This window comes from Mesorhizobium metallidurans STM 2683, from assembly GCF_000350085.1.
Classification (GTDB): domain Bacteria; phylum Pseudomonadota; class Alphaproteobacteria; order Rhizobiales; family Rhizobiaceae; genus Mesorhizobium; species Mesorhizobium metallidurans.
The window spans coordinates 14,820-32,160 of the sequence record NZ_CAUM01000059.1 but is presented as its reverse complement, the minus strand read 5'-3'; the positions used below and the strand labels follow the sequence as shown (position 1 = coordinate 32,160).

The window sequence follows — 17,341 nt, the reverse complement described above, 5'->3', positions numbered from 1 at the left end:
GCCAAGATCGAGGGCTAGACCCTAAGATCTGGTGCGAATCAATTCCCCGAATGACCGTGCTGAGCATCAGGCCTGCGGGTTCTCCGTGCGCTGCGACCAAGGCAGTGCCTGCCCGGAAATCGTCGTCCAGGCAATGATCGCGGCAAGCAGGCAAAGCAGGGCGGTTGCAAGCGAGACGGCCGCGAAGGCCGCGTCGCTGGCGGCAAGCCTGGTTGCATCGAGTTCGGGCGTCAGGCCGGCCGATGCCGGTTCGCCAAAACCCGGAATGCCTGATCTGACACTGGTGTCCAGCATCGTCGAATAGACCCAGGCCGCGAGCGAGCCCATCGCCGCCACCGCGATCAACCCGCCAATGCGGGAAACCGCATTGTTGATGCCCGAGGCGGCGCCCGTGTCCTTGTCCTCGACGGCGGTCATGATCGCGGTCGACGGCGGCGACACGACCAGCGCCATGCCGAACCCCATCACCGCCATCAGCGGAAACGTCCCGGTCCAGAAATTGTGGATGCCGGCATGGGCAAGCAGAGCGAGCCCGGCAAAGGCGAAAGCGACGACCAGGCTGCCGCTGGCGATCGGAAAACGCGGCCCGATCCGGTCGGACCACTCACCGACTGGCCCCGACAGAAGTGCGATCGAGGCCGACAGCGGCAGGAAGATGAAACCGACCTCAGCCGTGCTCAGTCCCCATCCGGCGATCAACAGCATCGGCAGATAAAACAGATTGGCCGACAGCGCGAAGTAGAGGAAGAAGGTCGCGACATTGGCGCCGGCAAAAGCCCGGATGCGAAACAGCGAGAGGTCGATCATCGGCTCGCGCTGCCGGAGCTCGAAGACAACAAAAACGACGAGCAGCACCGCGCCGATGACGATACTTGGTCCCGATATTTGCCCGCCGCCTTCGGCGCTCATCGAGGTCAAGCCGTAGGCAAGCGCTCCGAACGCCAATGTGGCGAGCGCGGCGCCGCCGAGATCGAGGCTTCGCTTGTTCGCCGGTGCGTCAGCCGGAACCTTGGCCAGCAAAAGGTAGATCGAGAGAAGCCCGAGCGGCAGGTTGATCGCGAAGATCGCCCGCCAGATGCCGTCGCCGAAGGCTGACAGGACAAAACCGCCCAGCACCGGACCAAGCGCCGTCGTCAGCGCCGAGGCCGCCGCCCAGATGCCGATGGCCCTGCCGCGTTCCTTCTTCGGATAGGCCTTGGCGATGATGGCCAGGCTGCCCGGCACCATGATGGCGGCGCCGATGCCCTGGATGGCCCGAAACGCGATGAGCACCCCGGGATTCGGCGCCAGCGCGCAAGCAAGCGAGGCCATAATGAACAGCGCGATGCCGACGACGAAGGCTCGCCGCAGGCCGAACCGGTCGCCGGCCGCACCCCCGACAAGGATCAGTGCCGAAAGCGTCAATGCATAGGCGTTGGAAATCCACTGCGCCTCGGCGAGGCTGGCGCCGAGATCGACGCGGATCGCCGGCGTGGCGATGGCCAGGATCGAACCGTCGATGAAACCGAGCGCGGAAGCCAGGATCGCCGCGATGAGCACGAACCTGCGCCGCGATTGCGGGCAGAACGCATCGGCCGGAAGAGAGCCGCTCAGGGGAACGGCGGCGGCTTCGCTTGGAGATTTCATCGGGCCTGCTTAGACCTCCGATGCGCCGTCAGCAACCGGCCAGCAGGTTACTGCTGTTGAAACCAGACGGAGGTCCGGGCACGCAGGATAGCTCGGGCCGATCGGCAGGATCGTCAGTCGATCCGAGCAGTACAACGTTCAGTCGACGAACTCCACCGTCACACCCGGCGACACGATCCTGGCAAGTTCGCGCGCGTCCCAATTGGTCAGCCGCACGCAGCCATGGCTTTCGGTCTTGCCGATCTTGGAGGGATCGGGCGTGCCGTGGATGCCGTAGGTCGGCTTGTCCAGCGCGATCCAGACAGAACCGACCGGCCCGTTCGGACCCGGCGGAATGGTCAGGACCTTGTTATTTTCGCCCTGCTTGAAATTGATGTTCGGGTTGTAGGTGTAGTTGGGATCGAGCGCGACCCGCGACACCGTGTGCGTGCCGGAGGGCGATGGCGTGTCCGACGAACCGATGGTGGCCGGATAGGCAGCAATCAGCTTGCCCGACGCATCATAGGCGAAGACCTCTTTCTTGCCCTTGTCGGCGATGATGCGTGCCACCGGCTTTGCCACCAGCTTGCCGAAATTGGCGACCTTGATGATCGTGCCGGGACGGTTGAAATTGGCGTCGCGATTGAGCGCCTTCAGATAGTTCTCGTCCATGTGGAACCGCTCGGCGATCGCCTCGGTGACGGATGTGTAGCCCATGCGGTCGAGCTGCGCTTTCTGGCTGTAGTCTTCCGGTATCGACGCGACATAGGGGCCGGCCGCATCCTCTGGTGTGATCGTGTAGGAGGCGAAGGCGTCGCCGCCCGATTGCGCAAGGGCTGCCTGGATGCCGACCGCATCGGTGGATCTCAGATTGCTGCCGGTGATTTCGTTGTAGGCGGCGAGCGCCTTGTCGACATTCGAGCCGAAGCGCCCGTCGATGACGCCGGGCGAAGCGCCGGCACGGTCGAGCAGCACCTGCAGCCCGGCGATATCCTGGCGCACGCCGAGCGAGAGCGACGGATCGACCGTTGCCTTGCCGCCGGTCTTTGGCGGCAACGCCGCCTGCTCGGCCGGCGCGGTCGGCTCGACTGGTTCGATCGAAGCTTCGTTGAGCGGCTGGCGCGTGATGGTACGCGGCTTTGCCGGCTGCGGCGCTTCCGGGTAGGTGTTGCCATAGCCGCCGTCCCGCGGTGCTTCCGGAAAAGCCTCCACCGAATTGTCGCCATAGGGATCGTATCCGTCGGCCGGCGGCTCGATGATGCGGCCCTGCTCGTCCAGCTGCCTGCGGCGGACGCGCGCCGTGTCTTGCGGGTCGTCGAGATAATAGTCGTCGTCCTCGACCGGCCCGAGATTGCGCCAGCGCTCGCGGCGCAGCGCACGGCGGTCAAACCTGGTCTGCGGCGGCTGGATGGCAATGACCTTGCCGGTCTCCGCATCGACGAGGACGCGGTTTCCCCTGGCGTCGTAATAGACGTCGACAGCGCCGTTCTGGGCCACAAGAATGCCGCCGGAATCGCTCGCGCGGACAGGTCGCGGCGCGGTATCCGCCATTGGCGAGGCCATCGCATTCGACATCAGCATCCCAGCGGCAAGCGCCGAAAGGGTGAATATCCCGCGAAACATGATGGTCAAACTCTCCGGTCCCAAATGCCGCCGCCCGGCATTGCCCTTTAGAGCGCCGCGCGTCCTTTCGGACGCGCAAAGGACGCTCTAACACTTTAAATCTCCACATCGCGCTTTCCGAAAATCGAATTCGATTTTCGGGCCGATGCGGAAGGCGAACCCCTTCGCCAGCAAATCAGTTGCCACGATAAGGCTCCAACATGAACCGGGCATGAAGATGGCGGATTTCTGGCAGGTTGGAGCAATATGCGCTAGTTAGTTAGTGACGAGCCCCAATTCCCGGCGCGCCTGTTTCGTCAGCTTCAGCACAACAAGGCGATGGCTGTCGCGCAGATAATCCTTCAGCGCGTCGTCATCCATGCTCTGGCTTGTCTGGCGCTGGATCCATTTCATGCCGCGCGAGGCGAGATAGGGCGCGGGCCTGAGGCCGGGCTGTTCCTTCAGTATGTCATAGGCGATGTCGGAGCATTTGAAGGTGACGAAGGGCTGCTTGCCGGGCTGCTTGCCCTCGTCCCAGCCGGCGATGGCAAACACCTTGGCGCCGACCTTCCAGACATGGGCGCCGCCCCACTGGACGACATGGGTCGTTGCGGGCAAGGAAGCGCAGAAGCCGTTGTAATCGTCCAGCGTCATCCGCCCTCCATTCCAATGCATGTCGCGCAAAAGCATGCCCTCGGGCTTGAACCGGGGTGCGCAGCGGTTTTGCGATAACGACTTGCATAAAACAAGAGCGCCGCGCGTCCTTCCGAATGCGCGGCGCTCTGGCACTTTTTCTAAAAGGCCGCCTGAACTCAGGCCGCCGCCTCGGTCGCCACGACCGCCGGCTTCGAGCGGAAGTTCAGCCGGTCGGAACCGGCGGTGACCTTGACGGTCGAGCCGTCGAGTATCTCGCCGAGCAGGATCTTTTCCGCCAGCGGATCCTGCAGTTCCTTCTGCATCACCCGCTTCAGCGGCCGCGCGCCATAGGCCGGGTCGTAGCCCTTGGCCGCCAGCCAGTCGATCGCCTCCTGATCCAGCGACAGCGTGATCTTGCGGTCGACGAGCAGGCTTTCCAGCCGCTTGAGCTGGATCTCGACGATGCGGCCCATATCCTGCCGGCGCAGCCGGTGGAACAGGATCACCTCGTCGACGCGGTTGAGGAATTCCGGCCGGAACGATGCCCGCACCACGCCCATCACCTCATCGCGCACGGCGTCGACGTCCTGGTCCTCACCGAGATTAACCAGATATTCGGCGCCGAGGTTCGACGTCATGATGATCAGTGTGTTGCGGAAGTCGACCGTGCGGCCCTGCCCGTCGGTCAGGCGGCCGTCGTCAAGCACCTGCAACAGCACGTTGAAGACATCGGGATGCGCCTTCTCGATCTCGTCGAACAGCACGACCTGATAGGGCCGGCGCCGCACCGCTTCGGTCAGCGCGCCACCTTCCTCATAGCCGACATAGCCGGGAGGCGCGCCGATCAGCCGGGCGACCGAGTGCTTCTCCATGAACTCCGACATGTCGATGCGCACCATCGCGCTCTCGTCGTCGAACAGGAAGTTCGCCAGCGCCTTGGTCAGTTCGGTCTTGCCGACGCCGGTCGGCCCGAGGAACATGAACGAGCCGATCGGCCGGTTCGGATCCTGCAGGCCGGCGCGGGCGCGGCGCACCGCCTTGGAGACGGCCTGCACCGCCTCGCCCTGACCGACGACGCGCTTGCCGATCTCGTCTTCCATGCGCAGCAGCTTGTCGCGCTCGCCTTCCAGCATCTTGTCGACCGGAATGCCGGTCCAGCGCGACACGATATGGGCGACGTGGTCGGGGGTGACCACCTCCTCGACCATGCCGGCCTTACCGTCCTGGGCCTCGGCTTGGGTCAGCTTTTTTTCCAGTTCCGGGATCTTGCCATAGGCAAGCTCGCCGGCGCGCTGGAATTCACCCTTGCGCTGAGCGATGGCGAGTTCGTTGCGTGCCTCGTCGAGTTGCTTCTTGAGGTCGGCGGCAAGCCCGAGCTTCTGCTTTTCGGACTGCCATTTCGAGGTCAACTCGGTCGATTCCTCCTCGAGGCCGGACAGTTCCTTCTCGAGACGGGCAAGCCGGTCCTTCGAAGCGTCGTCCTTCTCGACCTTCAGCGCCTCGCGCTCGATCTTGAGCTGCATGATGCGGCGATCGATCTCGTCCAGCGCCTCGGGCTTCGAATCGACCTGCATCCTGAGCCGCGACGCGGCTTCGTCGACAAGGTCGATCGCCTTGTCCGGCAGGAACCGGTCGGCGATATAGCGGTTGGACAGCGTCGCAGCCGAGACCAGCGCCGAATCCGAGATGCGCACCTTGTGGTGCTGCTCGTATTTCTCCTTCAGGCCGCGCAGGATCGAGACGGTGTCTTCGACTGTTGGCTCGTTGACGAAAACCGGCTGGAAGCGGCGGGCAAGGGCGGCGTCCTTCTCGACATGCTTTCGGTATTCGTCGAGCGTGGTCGCGCCGACGCAATGAAGCTCGCCGCGCGCCAGCGCCGGCTTCAGCAGGTTCGATGCATCCATGGCGCCATCGGCCTTGCCGGCGCCGACCAGCGTGTGCATCTCGTCGATGAACAGGATGATGCCGCCGGCGGCGGAGGTAACCTCGGAAAGGACCGCCTTCAGCCGCTCCTCGAACTCGCCGCGATATTTGGCGCCGGCAATCAGCGCGCCCATGTCGAGCGCCATCAACTGCTTGTCCTTCAGCGATTCCGGCACATCGCCATTGACGATGCGCAGCGCCAGCCCTTCGGCGATCGCCGTCTTGCCGACGCCGGGTTCACCGATCAGCACCGGATTGTTCTTGGTGCGGCGCGACAGCACCTGGATGGTGCGGCGGATCTCGTCGTCGCGGCCAATGACCGGGTCGAGCTTGCCGGCACGGGCATCCGCCGTCAGGTCGCGCGCGTATTTCTTCAGCGCGTCATAGCCCTGTTCGGCGCCCGCCGAATCGGCGGTGCGGCCCTTGCGGACATCGTTGATCACCTGGTTCAGCGCCTGCGCTGTCACGCCGGCCTTGGCCAGGATGTCGGCGGTCTTGGCGGATTTCTCGACCGCCAGCGCGGTCAGCAGCCGTTCGACCGTAACGAAACTGTCGCCGGCCTTCTTGGCCAGTTCTTCAGCCGTCGAAAACACCTTCGCCAGCGGCTGCGCCAGATAGAGCTGGCCATTGCCACCTTCCACCTTGGGCATCGCTTCGAGGGCGGATTCGACACCAAGCTTGACGTCGCGCACGCTGCCGCCGGCGCGCTCGATCAGCGAGGCGGCCAAACCCTCCTCGTCGTCGACAAGGACTTTGAGGATATGTTCGGGGGTGAACTGCTGGTGGTTGCGGGAGAGCGCCATTGTCTGCGCGGACTGGATGAAGCCGCGCACGCGCTCGGAATATTTTTCAAGATTCATATCTGTCTCCTTCCGTCACCGGCCCGCTTTGCGGCACCGGATCAGATTGCGGTGACGGACCCGCCCATTCGAGCCGGATCCTGTTCACGCGAGATATGGGGCGCGAGCCATGGACCCTCAAGACACCTCGATAGTGGCAGGTGCATAATATTCCACGGGCACGCTAAACGAAAACGGCGGAGATTTCTCTCCGCCGTTCAGGGTAAATGATGCGCTAACTTGGAAAGGCTCTAACCCGGCTCCAAAGCCTGGTTCGAAAAGCCTCGTTCTATCGGTTGTCGGTGTCGGCAGCGACCGTTTCGCCACCGCCTTCAACCGGCGTGGCCACGTCCACGTCGCCGGGACCGAAATTGCCGCTAGCGCCATCTGTCTGGTCTGCCGCCTGGGCGGCCTCCCGATCGGCATCGGCACGCGGACGACGCGGGCGCCTGGGCCGACGCACAGCGCCATTTTCGCCCGCTGCTTCGTTCATCTCGGCCTGTGCGGCGAGAGCAGCCGGCGAAAAATTCTCGAACTGCGGCGCGGGTTCGGCCGCAAAAACAGGCTCGGCCTGGGGCATGAAACCAGTTTCGGTCTGGGAAACGGCTTCCACCTGCGCCGGTGTCTCGTTGCGCCGGCTCTGATCGCCGCGCGGCTCGCCACGCGAACCATACTCGCCGCGCTGGCCGTTCTGGCCGTAGCCGCCATTGGGACGACGGTCGCGATGGCGACCGCCATTGTTGTCGCGCCCACCATTGTCACGCCCGTTATCGCGCCCATTGTCACGATTATCGCGGCCGTTTTCCTGGTTGAACGCCAACTCGGCCGGCATGCCCTCGATGACCGGCTGCGGGCCGGCGCCGTGACCGGCCGCTGGCACCGAAGCCTCACCGGCATTGTTGCCGGCATTGTCGAACTCGTCGCGATCTTCGTCGCCGTCATCATCGAACTCATCGCGGTTCTGCTGCGCGTTCTGGATCGGCATCTGCGCCTGGGCGGCCGCAATGATGCGATTGTAATGCTCGGCGTGCTGGAGGTAGTTTTCCGCCATCACCCGGTCACCGGAGCTTTGCGCGTCACGGGCGAGGGTTGCGTATTTTTCGGCGATCTGCTGAGCCGATCCGCGGATCTTCACGTCCGGGCCGTTGCTCTCGTAGTTGCGCGTCAGGGGATTTGGGCCCTTGCGGTTGTTGTTATTGTTGTTGTTGCCACCGCCGCCATTGTTGTTGCGACCGCGCATGCGCCTGTTCTGCTGTTGTGGCCTCATCCGACTCTCTTCATTTTGAAATTTTCGAACAACTCTTTACGAACGGAGGCGCTCATGCAGCCAGCCGTTTCGTTTCTTCACCGGCGTTCGCCCGCATCGATTGCGTTGGCGCCACGTGTCATCCTGTTCCGGTTACATCACTTGCCGGACGATTCCCGCACGAAGCTTGGGCGTCGTTTGCGCAAGAAGGCAGCTATTTCCAAGGAAAACCGAATCGCTAAGAGCACTGCCTGCTTCGTCTCATCCGGTTAAGGCGACCCTAGCCGCATTCCCCGGCATTGCCAAGCGGTTTTTTCGCACTGCATCACGGCTTTGTCGGTTCCTCGATCAGATCCTATGTTCAAAGACCAGAACCCTGTCATTTCCGCCAAGATCGCGAAACACCCCAGCCCGCGCATAGCCGGCTGTAGAAAAGATGTACGTAACCTCGTCGCGCTGCGTATGACCGATCTCGACCGCGATTCTGCCCTTGATGTCCAAAAAATCTGCCGCCTCGGCGGCGATGATCCTATAGGGGCTCAGACCGTCCGTGCCGCCATCGAGGGCTTTGCGCGGATCGAAGTCGCGGACTTCGTCCTGCAGATTTTCAATGTCTTCAGACGGTATATAGGGAGGGTTTGCGACAATTACATGGTACCGGCCCGAAACTTTTTCGAACCAGTCGGATTGAAGCGCCTTGAACCGCGCGGCGAGCCCCAGTTCCCTGGCATTGCGCATGGCGGTCGTCAAAGCATCTTGGGAAATATCGACGCCGGTGGCAGTTGCGCCAGGAACTGCATTGAGCAGCGCCAGTGCGATGGCGCCGGTGCCGGTGCCGAGATCGAGGATTCGGCATTCGCCTTGGCGTTCCGCCGTTGCTTTCACAAAGGGCAGTACCGCTTCGACCAGCGTTTCGGTGTCCGGCCGCGGCTCCAGCGTTTCCGGCGACAGCGAAAGGCGCAGACCGTGGAACTCGCGATAGCCGAGGATGCGATGCACCGGCTCACCGGAGATGCGCCGCACCAGGGCCGCATCGATAGCGGCAACCGCGTCAAGGCCGACCTTGCGGTCGGGATCGGCGATGGCCTGCGTGCGGGTCGTGGCGGAAAAATGCTCGACGATCAGCCTGGCGTCCAGCCCCGGATCGGTCACGCCGGCTTCTGTCAGGTGTTGCCGCGCCGCCCGCAGCAGCGGCCCGAGCGCATCAGGCAAAGTGTCAGCCATCGACGCCCATGTCGGCGAGCAGCTTCGACTGATGGTCGGCGATCAGCGCGTCGACGATCTCGTCGAGCTCGCCCATCATTACTCGTTCGAGCTTGTAGAGCGTAAGATTGATGCGATGGTCGGTAACCCGGCCTTGCGGGAAATTATAGGTTCGGATGCGCTCGGAGCGGTCGCCCGAGCCGACCTGCGACTTGCGCGATTCCGAGCGTTCCTCATCCGCCTTGCCGCGCTCCAGGTCGTAAAGCCTGGCCCGCAGGATCTGCATCGCCTTCGCCCGGTTCTGGTGCTGCGACTTCTCCGCCTGCACCACCATGATGCCGGTCGGCAGATGGGTGATACGGACCGCCGAATCGGTGGTGTTGACGTGCTGTCCGCCGGAGCCCGAGGCACGCATCGTATCGATGCGGATGTCCTCCGCCCTTATGTCGATATCGACCTCTTCGGCCTCCGGCAGCACCGCGACCGTGGCCGCCGAGGTGTGGATGCGTCCGCCGGCCTCGGTCTCCGGTACACGCTGCACGCGGTGCACGCCGGATTCGAATTTCAGATGGGCAAAGACCCCCTTGCCCGACACGGTAGCAATGATTTCCTTGTAGCCGCCGACCTCGCCTTCGCTGGCTGAAGCCGTCTCGAAACGCCAGCCGCGGGACGCTGCGTAGCGCTCATACATGCGAAACAGGTCGCCGGCGAAAAGCGCCGCCTCGTCGCCACCGGTGCCGGCGCGGATTTCGAGGATGGCGTTCTTGTCGTCGGCGGCATCCTTGGGCAGAAGCAGAATCTGGATATCCTTCTGCAGCGCCTCGATGCGTTCCTCGACCCCGGGCAGGTCGGCCTCCGCCAAGACCCGCATCTCGGCATCGGTGCCCTTGTCGGCGAGCATTGCCTCCAGATCGGCCTGCTCCTGCTCGGCGGCGCGCAGCGCCCTGATCTTGGCCACCATCTCCTGGATGTCGGCATATTCCGACGCCATCCGGACATAGGCGTCCGCCGCCGGCCCGGCCGACATCTGCGCCTCGAGCATATCGAAACGCTTGACGACTTGATCCATACGGTCGCGGGGCAGGTTGATCATGGTCCTGGAGCTTCGATGGGATTCACGTGAATCTACAGCGGAATCGAACGGTCGTCGGCAAAGGCCTGCAGCAGCGCCCGCATCGGCAGCCCCTGGGCCGGCGCCATCAGATTGTCGTCGAAGAATGCCTGCAATTCGTCCAGCGGCAATTCCGTCAGCATCGCCTTGACCGGACCGATCGAGGCCGGCGACATCGAGATCGAGCGGTAGCCAAGGCCGATCAGCGCCATCGCGGATATGGGTTTTCCGGCGAGTTCGCCGCACAGCGTCACCGGCGTGTGGTTGCGCGCGCCGGCATCGGCGATCTGCTTCAGGACGCGCAGGAACGGCGTCGACAGCGTGTCGAAGCGGTCGGAGAGCTGCGTGTTGCCGCGATCGACCGCCATGACGAACTGGAACAGGTCGTTCGAGCCGACCGAGACGAAATCGACCGCCTTCATCAACTCGTCAAGCTGGAACAGCAGCGACGGCACTTCCAGCATGGCCCCAAGCTTAAGGCTGGTTGGCAAATGATGGGCAAAACGCGACAGATGCCGTACCTCGCGGTCGATGATCTCGCGCGCCTGGGCGATCTCGCCAAGCTCCGTCACCATCGGCAGCATCAGCTTCAGTTCGCGCCCACCGCAAGCCTTCAGCAGCGCGCGGATCTGGGTCCTGAGCAGGCCCGGCCGGTCGAGCGTCAGCCGGATGGCGCGCCAGCCGAGCGCCGGGTTCTCTTCCTGGATCGCCCCCTTGAAATAGGGCAGCACCTTGTCGCCACCGATATCGATGGTGCGGAAGGTGACTGGCTTGCCGCGCGCCGCGTCGAGCACGTCGCGATAGAGCTTTTCCTGTGCCTCGGCGCGGGGAAAGGTCGAGGCGACCATGAATTGCAGCTCGGTGCGGAACAGGCCGATGCCGGCAGCACCCGCCTCGGCAAGCTGCGGCAGGTCGACGGCCAGGCCCGCATTCATCAGCAGATCGACCTGGACACCGTCCCTGGTCACCGACGGCTTCTTGCGCAGCTCCCGGTAGACCTCCTGCCGCCGCGCCCGGAAGCGGACCTTTTCGGCATAGGCGGCTTCGAGATCTGGCTGCGGGCGCAGATGGATGAGGCCTTCCTCGCCGTCAACGATGATGGCGTCGCCGTTTTCCGCCATGGAAACGGCGCCCTTCATCTGGCCGGCGACGGGTATGCCCATGGCCCGCGCGACGATGACGACGTGACTGGTCGCAGCCCCATCCTCCAGGACCACGCCGCGCAGCTTGTCCCTGGGGTAGTCGAGCAGCTCGGCGGCCCCCATCGAGCGGGCGACGATGATGGCATCCTTAGGCAGCGAGGCCGCGACATCTTCCGGCCCGCGCCCCATCAGCTGGCGCAGCAGCCGGTTGGCGAGATCGTCGAAATCGCTCATCCGCTCGCGCAGGTACGGATCGGTCATGTGCAGCATGCGGGCACGCATGTCGCTCTGCACCTTTTCGACCGCCGCTTCCGCCGTCAGGCCGTTGCGGATCGCCTCTTCGAGCCGCCGCACCCAGCCGCTGTCGTTGGCGAACATGCGATAGGCTTCCAGCACCTGGCGATGCTCGCCCTCGAAAGCGACATCGCGGCGTTCCAGCATGTCGTCGATGGAGAGCCTGAGCGAGCCAAGCGATGTGTCGAGCCGCCTGATCTCCTCCTCGCTGTCCTCGTTGAACAGATTGGTGACGACGATGCGCGGCTCGTGCAGCACGACATGGCCGAGCCCGACGCCCTCGTTGAAGGACAGGCCGGTGAAGCTCACCGGGCGGCGCAAGTCGAGCTCGAGCCCGGGCCGGGTCAACCGCGCCAGATCGCCGGTGGCGATCATCTCGGCGATCACCATCGCCGTGGTTTCCAGCGCCTCGACCTCGTCGTCGCGGTAGTGGCGCATGGTCTTGTTCTGGACGACCAGCACGCCGAGTGTGCGCCCTGCCCTCAGCACCGGCACGCCGAGGAAGGAATTGTAGATCTCTTCCCCGGTCTCCGGCAGGTAGGCGAAGGCGGGGTGTTCCTGCGCGTTGGAAAGGTTGAGCGGCCGCGCCGAGGCCGCGATGGTACCGACGAGGCCTTGTCCCAGCCTCAGCTGCGCCAGGTGGACGGCGTTCGGGTTCAGCCCTTCGGTGGCATAGAGTTCGAGCACCGAATCGGCGCGCAGCACATAGAGCGAGCACACTTCGGCGACCATGTTGGAGGCGATGTCGCGCACGATGCGGTCGAGCCGCTCCTGCGGCTCCAGCGGCTCCTGCATGAGCTCGCGGAGCCGTTTCAGCAAAACGCGCGGGCCACTGGCCGTATCACGCATCGCGGCTTCTTCTCCAATGGTATTTCAGCCGGCGCAGTTTCTCCTGCGGCCGGCGCTCACGCAACAACTGACTCAAGTCTTGCTACTGCTTATCCAGACCGTAGACGGAATGCAAAGTGCGAACCGCAAGTTCGGTATAGGGACCGTCGATCAATATCGAAATCTTGATCTCGGAAGTCGTGATGGCGCGGATGTTGATGGCGCGGTCGGCCAGCGCCTTGAAGGCGGTGGCGGCGACGCCGGCATGGCTTCTCATGCCGATGCCGATGACCGAGACCTTCGACATGCCGGCTTCCGATTGCACGACGTCATAACCGATCGTCGCCTTCAGCCGCTCGAGCACGGCAAGCGCCTTGTCGACATCGCCGGACGGCACGGTGAAGGTCATGTCGGTGAACTTGCCGTCCTCGGAGATATTCTGGACGATCATGTCGACGTTGATGTTGGCCTCGGCCAGCGGCCCGAAGATGCCGGCGGCAACGCCCGGCCGGTCGCCGACCCGGCGCAGCGAAATCTGCGCTTCGTCCTTGGCGTAGGCAATTCCGGTGACGACCTGCTGTTCCACGATCTCTTCCTCGTCGCAAATGAGCGTTCCGGGCGGATTGACCAAATCCCCCATTCCGGGCGCGTCGGGATCGTCGAAGGACGACCGCACGAACGTACGCACCCTGTGCACCATGGCAAGCTCGACCGAGCGCACCTGCAGCACCTTGGCGCCGAGCGAAGCCATTTCAAGCATTTCCTCGAAGGAAATCTTGGCCAGCCGCCGCGCCTTCGGCTCGATGCGCGGATCGGTGGTGTAGACCCCGTCGACATCGGTGTAGATGTCGCAGCGGTCGGCCTTGACCGCCGCCGCGATGGCGACGGCGCTGGTGTCCGAGCCGCCGCGGCCGAGCGTGGCGATGCGGTTGTCCGGCCCGATGCCCTGGAAGCCGGCCACCACCGCCACCTGGGCCTCGCCGAAGCGCTTGATCAAAAATGCGCCGTCAATGTCGAGAATGCGCGCCGCGCCATGCGCGTTGTCGGTCTTGATCGGGATCTGCCAGCCCTGCCAGGAACGCGCATGAACGCCCATATTCTGCAGCGCGATCGCCAGAAGACCGGCCGTAACCTGCTCGCCGGAGGCGACGACGGCGTCATATTCGCGCGCATCGTGCATGGGCGAGGCTTCGCGCGTCCACTGGACGAGCTCGTTGGTCTTGCCGGCCATCGCCGAGACGACCACCGCGACCTCATGGCCGGCATCGACCTCGCGTTTGACATGGCGCGCCACATTGCGGATGCGGGCGATGTCGGCGACGGAGGTCCCGCCGAATTTCATCACGATGCGCGCCATGGAAGCGAAATGCCTTTGACTGGATGCCTGACCCGAAGGCCGAAAAGCGGAAAGAATGCGTCCGGTTGGTCCGGTCGCTGATTGCGCGGCCTCCTTAGCCAAAACAGGGACTATCTGCAAGGACCGCGGGCAAGCGCCGGAATCCCGCCGCCCCCGGCGATAAGGTCCCGCCGCCTGCTGCGACCTGTGGATAACAGCTTTTTGATGCGGCGGGGCACTGGCACCTTTGGTCAGCAGGGGCTGGTCGGCGAAAATTGCTGCCTTGACTTTCCTGCCCTCACACCCGACTTCCTAGCGCACCAGAGCGCGATCAGCAAAAGTGGTTTTGCGTCCGATCGCGCTCTGAACTTTTGAGTCTGCGGGAGACCACGCCATGCCAGAGCCCCGACGGTCGACGATCGATACCGGAGAAGTGGAGCGCTTTTCCGCTCTTGCCGCCGAATGGTGGAACCCGAACGGCAAGTTTCGTCCGCTGCACAAGTTCAATCCGATCCGGCTTGCCTATATCCGCGATCAGGTGGCGGCGCGCTTCGGCCGCGACCCGCGCGCGGCAAGGCCGTTCGAAGGTCTGCGCTTCCTGGACATCGGCTGCGGCGGCGGGCTTTTGTGCGAGCCGATGGCGCGGCTCGGCGCCGAAGTGGTCGGCGCCGACGCATCCGCCACCAATATCGAAGTGGCCAGGTTGCACGCCGCAGAGGGCAATGTGAGCGTCGACTATCGCGCGACGACGGCCGAGGATCTCGCCGATGCCGGCGAAAAATTCGACGTCATCCTCAACATGGAAGTGGTCGAGCACGTCGCCGACATCGACCTGTTCGTGGCCAAATGCGGCGAGATGGTCAAGCCGGGCGGTATCATGTTCGTCGCCACCATCAATCGCACGCTGAAGGCGCTGGGCCTGGCCATCATCGGCGCCGAATATGTGCTGCGCTGGCTGCCGCGCGGCACCCACCAGTTCGGCAAGCTCGTGCGTCCCGAAGAGCTCGAAAAGGCGCTCGCCGGCGCCGGGCTGACCATCATCGACCGCACCGGCGTCGTCTATCATCCGCTCGCCGACCGCTGGCAGCGGTCGAAGGACATGGACGTCAACTACATGGTGCTGGCGGAGAAGGGATCCGTCTGAGCAGGTCTCTTGGTGCTCAAGCGTCGAGTGGCCGATAGCCGCCGCGCCAGTAGATCAGCGCCTGGCCTGCATCTGCTGTCCGGACCGCTTCGACCGAGCCGATGATGATCGAATGCGTACCGCGATCGATCATCTCGTCGAGGCTGCAATCGAAGGCGGCCACCGCATCCGACAGCAGCGCAGCTCCGGTCTTCAGCGTTATCCACTCGGCGCCTTCATAGCGGTCCTTGCCCTTGATGCCGCCGAAACCCGAGAACCGCTCGGCGACGTGTCGGTGCTGGGGACCGAGCGAGTTGACGCCGAAATGCCTGAAACGCTCGATCAGCGGCCAGGTCGACGACGACCGGTTGACGCAGGCGATCACCTTTGGCGGTTCGGCCGAGAGCGAAACAACCGAAATGACGACGAGCCCCGAGCGGTCCTCGCCAATACCGGCGGTAATGACGCTGACATTGCCGACAATCAGCCGCATCGCTGCCCGAAAATCGGCGATGCTGGATTCGGTCATGGTTTTCTCCTAAGGCTCGACAAGCTTTAAATATTTGTTTTTATTCATGTCTTTGTCCCAAACCGCTGCGCACTTTTGGGCGACATGCACTAAGCAACCGATTGCATCGCGGCCGGGGCAATACGGATGCCTCTTTGCTCGAGAATGGGCAAGACGGTGTCGCGGAAATACGGGAACTCCTCGGCATAGTCGACAAAGGACAGCGTCGAGCCTCGGAACCCGGCCTCGTGCAGTTCAGTGATGCCATCAGCAACCTGTTCCGGCGTGCCGGTGAGCGGGAAACCGCCATGGCCGGCCGCCATGCGGTCGCGGATGAGCGCCAGGAGATCATGCGGGAAGGACTGCGCATGGGCAAATTGCAGGCGGACCAGATTGTCGACGGCCGCCCAGTCGGCATTGGTGCGGCCGAAATGCTCGAGATAGTCCTTGGCTTCCTTTTCGCTCGGCCGGCAGACGACATGCGCGAAGGTCAGCACATCGACGCTGCTGCCGGCCGCGACCGCCTGCTCCTTCAGCGCCGCGATCTCGTCCCTGGAGCGCGCCAGATCGATGGCCGGAGTGAACAGAAAATCGGCATTGCGGACGGCAAATTTGCGCCCCTCTTCCGAGCCTGCGGCATTGAGGATCGGCAGCGGTGACGACGGGCGCGGATCGCCAAGCACATTCTTCAGCTTGAAATGGGTTCCGTTCCAGTCAAACGCCTCGGTGCGGCTCCACAACGCCCTGACGATATCGAACCATTCCTGCGCATAGCCATAGCGAGTGGCGTGGTCGTCGGGCAGCGTCAGCCCGAGCGCCTCATATTCCGGCTTGTTCCAGCCGGCGACGATGTTGAGGCCGATACGGCCGCGGCTGATCTGGTCGATGGTCGCCAACTGCTTGGCGACGACGACCGGATGGTTTGCCGCCGTATGGGTCGTGGCGAAAACCGTGATGTTGCGGGTGAGCGCCAGCAGCCCGGCCGCCCAGGTGATCGTCTCCAGCACATTGCCGTGGAAATTGGTTTCGCCACCATAACCGATCCAGCGGGCGATCGGCAGCATGAAGTCGATGCCGGCCTCGTCGAGGAGGTGGGCAAGCCGCAGATTGTTGTCCCAGGAACTAACCCAGCGCTCGGGAACCTTGGTGACGGTCATGCCGCCCGAGCAATTGGACGCGAAGGTGCCGAGAAAGAAAGGTTGCGCATTGGGCGCGGTCTTGTCGAGCATGCTCATGGTCCGTTCTCCTCATCTTTGATTATAATTTATGATAGAAAGTCTATCATAAATTCGTGTAGACGCAATCGTTCGGATCGGCGCATGCTGCGTAGAAGAGGGACTGGCGGATGAATGACCGGCGCAAATCTCTGGAGACACAGGCGGAGTTGCTGGATCGCGGCTGGCACCTGGCCCGCACGCCGCTTGAGATCGACGTCACTGAAGTCGAGTATGCGCTGATGCGCTCCTACGAGGCGTTCGGCCACTGGCAGGCCGAGTGCCTTGCCACGGTGATCGAGTTTTCCGCCAGCGGGCCTGAGAACGCACTGCTCCACATCATCAGGATGAACGACCGGCCAAAGAGCGTCCGCGACCTTGCCCAGATGACCAATCGGGACGACATCCCCAACATCCAGTACTCCTTGCGCAAGCTGCTGAAGGGCGGATTGATCACGCGCACCGGCAGCGGCCGGGCCGGTGTCACCTATGAAGTGACATCGCTCGGCCACCGGGTGACCGAACGCTATGCCGATATTCGCTCGGTCCTGCTCATCGAGGCGGTGACGCGGATTCCCGAGATGGCGGGCAAGCTCGAGGACGTCGCGCGCACGCTCGAACTGATGACGGGCATATACGAACAGGCGGCCCGCGCCGCCGCCACCCATCGCCGCCGGCATCCGCAGCCGGAACCCGGCGGCGAGCAGAACGGCGACGGGACAAGCTGAGCC

13 protein-coding genes are annotated in these 17,341 nt (G+C 63.6%); 2 read left to right on the top strand and 11 right to left on the bottom strand.

What is annotated here, in order from left to right; genetic code table 11:
• Positions 1 to 66 precede the first annotated feature (66 nt).
• The 9 genes from MESS2_RS10395 to MESS2_RS10355 all read right to left on the bottom strand — a co-directional run bounded on the left by MESS2_RS10395 (position 67) and on the right by MESS2_RS10355 (position 13,786).
• Positions 67 to 1,626 (bottom strand): MFS transporter, encoded by a 1,560-nt coding sequence (locus MESS2_RS10395; protein ID WP_008874161.1) that lies wholly within the window; start codon positions 1,624 to 1,626, stop codon positions 67 to 69.
• Between the two features lie 138 nt (positions 1,627 to 1,764).
• Positions 1,765 to 3,228: a L,D-transpeptidase family protein gene (locus MESS2_RS10390; RefSeq protein ID WP_008874160.1), complete on the bottom strand. Its 1,464-nt coding sequence runs from the start codon at positions 3,226 to 3,228 to the stop codon at positions 1,765 to 1,767.
• Between the two features lie 255 nt (positions 3,229 to 3,483).
• A complete protein-coding gene (locus tag MESS2_RS10385) occupies positions 3,484 to 3,861 on the bottom strand; it encodes an MmcQ/YjbR family DNA-binding protein (RefSeq protein ID WP_008874159.1) in 378 nt (125 codons plus the stop codon).
• Positions 3,862 to 4,019: 158 nt separating this feature from the next.
• Positions 4,020 to 6,626 carry an ATP-dependent chaperone ClpB gene (gene clpB, locus MESS2_RS10380; RefSeq protein ID WP_008874158.1) on the bottom strand — a complete coding sequence of 869 codons (2,607 nt, stop codon included), beginning with the start codon at positions 6,624 to 6,626 and terminating at the stop codon, positions 4,020 to 4,022.
• Positions 6,627 to 6,894: 268 nt separating this feature from the next.
• Positions 6,895 to 7,845 carry a DUF4167 domain-containing protein gene (locus MESS2_RS10375; protein ID WP_008874157.1) on the bottom strand — a complete coding sequence of 317 codons (951 nt, stop codon included), beginning with the start codon at positions 7,843 to 7,845 and terminating at the stop codon, positions 6,895 to 6,897.
• Between the two features lie 354 nt (positions 7,846 to 8,199).
• Entirely contained in the window at positions 8,200 to 9,075 is an 876-nt protein-coding gene (gene prmC, locus MESS2_RS10370; RefSeq protein WP_040592652.1) for a peptide chain release factor N(5)-glutamine methyltransferase, read from the bottom strand.
• Positions 9,068 to 10,147: a peptide chain release factor 1 gene (gene prfA / locus MESS2_RS10365; protein WP_008874155.1), complete on the bottom strand. Its 1,080-nt coding sequence runs from the start codon at positions 10,145 to 10,147 to the stop codon at positions 9,068 to 9,070. Before prfA ends, prmC begins: the two co-directional genes overlap by 8 nt.
• Before the next feature lie 32 nt (positions 10,148 to 10,179).
• Positions 10,180 to 12,450, bottom strand: a complete 2,271-nt coding sequence (ptsP, locus tag MESS2_RS10360; protein WP_008874154.1) for a phosphoenolpyruvate--protein phosphotransferase — start codon at positions 12,448 to 12,450, stop codon at positions 10,180 to 10,182.
• 82 nt (positions 12,451 to 12,532) lie between these two features.
• Entirely contained in the window at positions 12,533 to 13,786 is a 1,254-nt protein-coding gene (locus MESS2_RS10355) for an aspartate kinase (RefSeq protein WP_008874153.1), read from the bottom strand.
• A gap of 373 nt (positions 13,787 to 14,159) precedes the next feature.
• Between MESS2_RS10355 and ubiG the strand changes: the two genes are divergently transcribed.
• A complete protein-coding gene (ubiG, locus tag MESS2_RS10350) occupies positions 14,160 to 14,909 on the top strand; it encodes a bifunctional 2-polyprenyl-6-hydroxyphenol methylase/3-demethylubiquinol 3-O-methyltransferase UbiG (RefSeq protein ID WP_008874152.1) in 750 nt (249 codons plus the stop codon).
• 16 nt (positions 14,910 to 14,925) lie between these two features.
• Here the strand turns inward: ubiG and MESS2_RS10345 are convergent, their stop codons facing one another.
• Complete coding sequence (locus MESS2_RS10345) at positions 14,926 to 15,417, bottom strand: flavin reductase family protein (protein ID WP_008874151.1); 492 nt, start codon at positions 15,415 to 15,417, stop codon at positions 14,926 to 14,928.
• 89 nt (positions 15,418 to 15,506) lie between these two features.
• Positions 15,507 to 16,631: an LLM class flavin-dependent oxidoreductase gene (locus tag MESS2_RS10340; protein WP_008874150.1), complete on the bottom strand. Its 1,125-nt coding sequence runs from the start codon at positions 16,629 to 16,631 to the stop codon at positions 15,507 to 15,509.
• Positions 16,632 to 16,741: 110 nt separating this feature from the next.
• On the opposite strand from MESS2_RS10340, the gene MESS2_RS10335 reads away from it, so the two are divergent.
• Entirely contained in the window at positions 16,742 to 17,338 is a 597-nt protein-coding gene (locus MESS2_RS10335; protein WP_008874149.1) for a winged helix DNA-binding protein, read from the top strand.
• Positions 17,339 to 17,341: the final 3 nt, after the last annotated feature.

Bases quoted from the DNA above. Each gene is read 5' to 3' on its own strand.
- MESS2_RS10355 (WP_008874153.1), bottom strand. From the start codon at position 13,786: ATGGCGCGCATCGTGATGAAATTCGGCGGGACCTCCGTCGCCGACATC.
- MESS2_RS10395 (WP_008874161.1), bottom strand. From the start codon at position 1,626: ATGAAATCTCCAAGCGAAGCCGCCGCCGTTCCCCTGAGCGGCTCTCTT.
- prmC (WP_040592652.1), bottom strand. From the start codon at position 9,075: ATGGCTGACACTTTGCCTGATGCGCTCGGGCCGCTGCTGCGGGCGGCG.
- MESS2_RS10335 (WP_008874149.1), top strand. From the start codon at position 16,742: ATGAATGACCGGCGCAAATCTCTGGAGACACAGGCGGAGTTGCTGGAT.
- MESS2_RS10345 (WP_008874151.1), bottom strand. From the start codon at position 15,417: ATGACCGAATCCAGCATCGCCGATTTTCGGGCAGCGATGCGGCTGATT.
- prfA (WP_008874155.1), bottom strand. From the start codon at position 10,147: ATGATCAACCTGCCCCGCGACCGTATGGATCAAGTCGTCAAGCGTTTC.
- ptsP (WP_008874154.1), bottom strand. From the start codon at position 12,450: ATGCGTGATACGGCCAGTGGCCCGCGCGTTTTGCTGAAACGGCTCCGC.
- MESS2_RS10390 (WP_008874160.1), bottom strand. From the start codon at position 3,228: ATGTTTCGCGGGATATTCACCCTTTCGGCGCTTGCCGCTGGGATGCTG.
- MESS2_RS10375 (WP_008874157.1), bottom strand. From the start codon at position 7,845: ATGCGCGGTCGCAACAACAATGGCGGCGGTGGCAACAACAACAATAAC.
- MESS2_RS10385 (WP_008874159.1), bottom strand. From the start codon at position 3,861: ATGACGCTGGACGATTACAACGGCTTCTGCGCTTCCTTGCCCGCAACG.
- ubiG (WP_008874152.1), top strand. From the start codon at position 14,160: ATGCCAGAGCCCCGACGGTCGACGATCGATACCGGAGAAGTGGAGCGC.
- MESS2_RS10340 (WP_008874150.1), bottom strand. From the start codon at position 16,631: ATGAGCATGCTCGACAAGACCGCGCCCAATGCGCAACCTTTCTTTCTC.
- clpB (WP_008874158.1), bottom strand. From the start codon at position 6,626: ATGAATCTTGAAAAATATTCCGAGCGCGTGCGCGGCTTCATCCAGTCC.